Raw genomic sequence first — 3,341 nt, forward strand, 5'->3', positions numbered from 1 at the left:
TTGACGCTTCGTTCAGTTACGTATTGCTCCTCCCCTCGAATTTATTTGCCCCCGCATTCCGTTTCCAAAAGGAAGGGGCTGTTCCCCGCACAAACATCTGGAAGTGCAGATGATTGACGGACGCGAAGGCATAGCCAACTGTTATAGCCAACCGACCCCAGCGAGCATCCGCCCAACTCTTCAGTCAGATTCCAGATATAGGATGATGAGAATGCTTGAAGATACTGGCTCCCGCTCCTCCTTCCAGCACCAACGACCGTGGTGGGCGAATGGAAACTTGTTGTAGAGCAGTTCGACCTCCAATCCGTGTAACTCCCCCTCCCAAAACACCTCTTTACGCAAAAAGGGTTTGTTGAAATGGAAGCCCCGGGGATCGAAGGGGCGATGTATTCCGGTAACCTTTTCTCCTGTCATCCGCGCCGGACGGAAGGCCCGGATGTGATTGAACTGTAGTTCCCACTCGTCTGCCCGCCGGAACTCTGTCAACGCCACTCCGTCAAAACCAATCGCCATCAATTTAAGAAACACCACCAGATCGTCCGGGGCCGCGGGAACCTCCCGCCCTTCGGAGAGGCTTTCCCGGCAAATCTCCGCCAGCTGTTCGAAACGATATTGGAGGGGCGCTTTTAGTGTTGCATGGATCCTGGGGTCGAAAGTCGCATTGGCGAGACCCAGGATAAAGACGCCAAAGCCTGGCTGTTCCAGGAGATCCTCGAGCCCAGCAAGAAAAGCCTGACGAAAAGTTTCGATGGATAAAAAAGGGCTATTCGACATATCGGATCCGGCACTGGCAACTGAGTCAGAGGGGCCTAAACAGCCCCCAAAACCCAATCACTACATGTGCGACATTTTCTTCATGTGCATCCGGATCTTGCGTACGGGCACCTGCATGGCCTTGGTGGAGCCATCCTCAAACAACAGTGTGACCGGTACATCCACTCCCGGCTTCAGTTTTTGTTTCAGGCCGATGAGCATGAGATGCAGCCCGCCAGGCTGTAGTCTGACCTGCTGGCCCGCCGGCAGATCGACCTGCTTCACGGGACGCATGCGCATCATGCCGCCCTCCATGGTGTGGGTGTGCAACTCCACCACCTTGGCGACAGGGCTCTGCGCCCCCACCAAGGCATGCCCCTGCTGATCACGGTTGGTCAGCCCCATGAAGGCGGCTGTATTGGGCTGTCCCGGCGGCACCCCGCGCACATATGGGTCATCGACATCGACCATACCACCGACATCTCCCGCAGAAACCTGCGCCCCAACGGCAAGCAGAAGGGCACCAGCCAGGACATCAAACAGATTCAATCTCATCACTCTCTCCAAAAATATTCGTCGGCATATTTGAACCTGACGCCGCCCCTTTGTTCCCCAATAACTACCTGGATCATCTTTCTACTTTGTCACATCTCAACAGACAAAAAAACAGGGGGCGGCGGTTTACACCGCCACCCCCTGTTTTCAACGCTACGCGGTGGCATCAAACACTACACCACCGTCATAAGGCGCATCCTGCGATTACAGAGTACTCAGCCACTGGGCAATCGCCTTCATCTCATCTTCGGAGACCATTGCCATGATGCCTTTCATCGCAGCAGTCTGGCCATTGTTGCGGGCACCGCTCTTGATGTCTTTCATCTGATTGAGTGCATAGTCAGCACTCTGTCCGGCCAGCTTGGGGTACATCGGCATGATCGGAGTCTTGGCATCCTGGCCATGGCAGGAGAAGCAGGTCTTTGCCTTGAAGAGTGCGGCGCCATCGGCGGCGGCAACGGAACCAATCATTCCCAGGGACAGGACGGCAGCGCTGGCGGTCAGCACCAAAGTTTTCATCTGCATAATGAGTCAACCTCTAGTTTTGAGTTGGAAAAACTTTTTTACCTGAATCCTTGGAAACAGGTTGTAACCTTGGGCGGTGTAAATCTTACCCCGCACCTTGACGCGGTTGGAGGGTATATTACCATCGAGTAAATCGTCCATACAAAGGACATTTATCAATCAACAGCCTCTCAGCGGATTAGACTATGCCCCTGTCAATGGCTGCCCCCCTTATCCGACATGTGGGAGAGGTAGAGTGCCAGCCCGAGCAGGGCGATGCCACCGGCAAACTGCAACAGATCCATGGGGGTGTTGAATTCCATGCTCAGGGCGAACTCGAAATAGCGCACCACCAGGATCATCATCACCACCTTGGCCAGGCGACTCTTGAGGTCGTCCAGGCTGGTGATCATCAACACCTTTGAGGCCCCTTCACTGTTCTCCGCCTGGTCGATCCTGCTGATGAAGAGTTCGTACAGCCCAAGAGAGAAGATCAGCAGCACCGTGGCCAACAGATAGCCATCCACAATCTCAACCACATGGGTCACCGTTTCGGAGCGCAACAACACACGGGCTTCGGCTGTCAGATCAGGTGAGGCGTAGTGCGCCAGGTGTCCGATCATATAGACCGCATCCACCGACGTCATATAGAACATAGCCAAGGCCGCTGCCAGACTTGCCACCACCGCAGACAGCACCACAAGGCGACTGTTCCAAAGAAAACTTTCAAACATTTTTTCCAAGGTTTTTACTCCAAAAAATTAACCCCCTATTATTCAGGCGCTGAATCTCGGGTCAAGCATGTATGCCTGATCCGCTACGCTTGATCAGGCCTACTTTCGCTCAATTCAGGGAAACCATATTTCGGAACCGCTCCTTTCGCCTTTCGCCTTTCTCCTTTCCCCCTCCGCCTTGTAGAATACCCGACTTTTCCACTCTCAAGACCCTAGCTTAAATGATCGAATTCATCCCAGGCCAGCGCTGGATCAGTGATACCGAGTCTGAACTCGGCCTTGGCACCGTGCTGAAGTTAGAGGGCCGCACCGTCACGCTGCTCTTCATGGCAGCTGGAGAGACGCGAGTCTACGCGATGCAGAATGCCCCACTGACACGCGTGCAGTTCCATACCGGCGACAGCGTGGAGAGCCATGAGGGTTGGAAACTGCGCATCTCCAGGGTGACTGAATCCAACGGCCTGCTCACCTATCGGGGAGTACGTGAGGATGACAGCGAAGCAGAACTGACCGAAGGCGAACTGAGCAATTTCACCCGCTTCAACAAACCTCAGGACCGCCTGCTGGCGGGGCAGATCGACCCGATGAACTGGTTCGACCTGCGCTACCATACCCTGAACAAACTCGGACAGCAGGAGAAATCCCCCACCTACGGCCTGGGCGGTGCGCGCATCGATCTAATCCCCCACCAGCTCTACATCGCCCATGAAGTGGCCAAACGACCTGCACCCCGGGTACTGCTTGCCGATGAGGTGGGCCTGGGCAAGACCATCGAGGCCTGCCTGATCCTGCACC

General features: G+C 55.0%; 4 protein-coding genes and 1 pseudogene. 1 reads left to right on the forward strand and 4 read right to left on the reverse strand.

Annotation, left to right across the window (positions count from 1 at the left end; genetic code table 11):
- Positions 1-180: 180 nt before the first annotated feature.
- The 4 genes from G9Q73_RS07685 to G9Q73_RS07700 all read right to left on the reverse strand — a co-directional run bounded on the left by G9Q73_RS07685 (position 181) and on the right by G9Q73_RS07700 (position 2,546).
- On the reverse strand, positions 181-774 hold the full coding sequence (locus G9Q73_RS07685) for a hypothetical protein (RefSeq protein WP_177419269.1): 594 nt from the start codon (positions 772-774) through the stop codon (positions 181-183).
- A 60-nt stretch (positions 775-834) separates the two neighbouring features.
- A complete protein-coding gene (locus G9Q73_RS07690) occupies positions 835-1,308 on the reverse strand; it encodes a copper chaperone PCu(A)C (protein WP_177419270.1) in 474 nt (157 codons plus the stop codon).
- Positions 1,309-1,512: 204 nt separating this feature from the next.
- Positions 1,513-1,833, reverse strand: coding sequence for a c-type cytochrome (locus G9Q73_RS07695; protein WP_304956575.1), 321 nt, complete (start codon positions 1,831-1,833; stop codon positions 1,513-1,515).
- 194 nt (positions 1,834-2,027) lie between these two features.
- On the reverse strand, positions 2,028-2,546 hold the full coding sequence (locus G9Q73_RS07700) for a YqhA family protein (RefSeq protein ID WP_177421329.1): 519 nt from the start codon (positions 2,544-2,546) through the stop codon (positions 2,028-2,030).
- 221 nt (positions 2,547-2,767) lie between these two features.
- On the opposite strand from G9Q73_RS07700, the pseudogene G9Q73_RS07705 reads away from it, so the two are divergent.
- Positions 2,768-3,341 (forward strand): annotated as a pseudogene (locus G9Q73_RS07705) (RNA polymerase-associated protein RapA); the annotation flags it as partial.

Origin of the sequence: endosymbiont of Lamellibrachia barhami (assembly GCF_011947365.2) — a bacterium.
Classification (GTDB): Bacteria; Pseudomonadota; Gammaproteobacteria; order Chromatiales; family Chromatiaceae; genus QGON01.